Source organism: Nitrosospira sp. NpAV, from assembly GCF_000832065.1.
Classification (GTDB): Bacteria; Pseudomonadota; Gammaproteobacteria; order Burkholderiales; family Nitrosomonadaceae; genus Nitrosospira.
Genome location: NZ_JXQM01000120.1, coordinates 1 through 699, shown reverse-complemented (window position 1 = coordinate 699; position 699 = coordinate 1). Strand labels below are relative to the sequence as shown.

1 protein-coding gene is annotated in these 699 nt (G+C 40.3%); it reads left to right on the top strand.

Annotated elements, in window-relative coordinates; all coding sequences use genetic code 11:
• Positions 1-699: type ISP restriction/modification enzyme (locus SQ11_RS17675; RefSeq protein ID WP_041515116.1), on the top strand; the 699-nt coding region annotated here is incomplete at both ends.

Below are 699 nucleotides of genomic sequence, written 5' to 3'. Positions count from 1 at the left end.
CAGCAACGTTAAAAAATGCACTTTATGACAGTTATATTCGTGCCATTCGCTGGTCTTCTAATCGCATTGGCAATTGCGGTGTTATTGGCTTTGTCACCAATGCCGGTTTTATTGAAGCCAATGCAGCAGATGGATTGCGCCAGTGTTTGGCTGAGGAATTCAGTAATTTATATATTTTTCACTTGCGTGGTAATGCAAGAACTTCTGGAGAACGTCGGCGTAAAGAAAAGGATAATGTATTTGGACAAGGTACTCGTACACCGATTGCCATCTCTATTCTGGTCAAGAACTCCGAATCTAAGAAGCAAGGCCGTATCTATTTCTATGATATTGGTGACTATCTGACGCGTGAACAGAAGCTGAAAACTATTGTTGACTTTGGGAGCATCGAAGGTATTACCAAGCAGAAAGGTTGGCAGGAAATTGAGCCCGATCAGTTTGGTGATTGGTTGAATCAGCGCGATCCAAATTTTGATACTTACATCAGCTTGGGTAACAAAAAGGATAAAACAGCGCAAGTGATTTTTGAGAATTACTCAAACGGCGTAAAGACAAATCGAGATGCATGGGTATATAACGCATCTCTTGGTGATCTTAGCAATACTACGGAAGGAATGGTTGCTTACTATAATAAATCAGTAGAAGCATACAAAAATCTTTGCCAATCGGTCGTAAAAGAAAACTGGCTGAATGTTGATA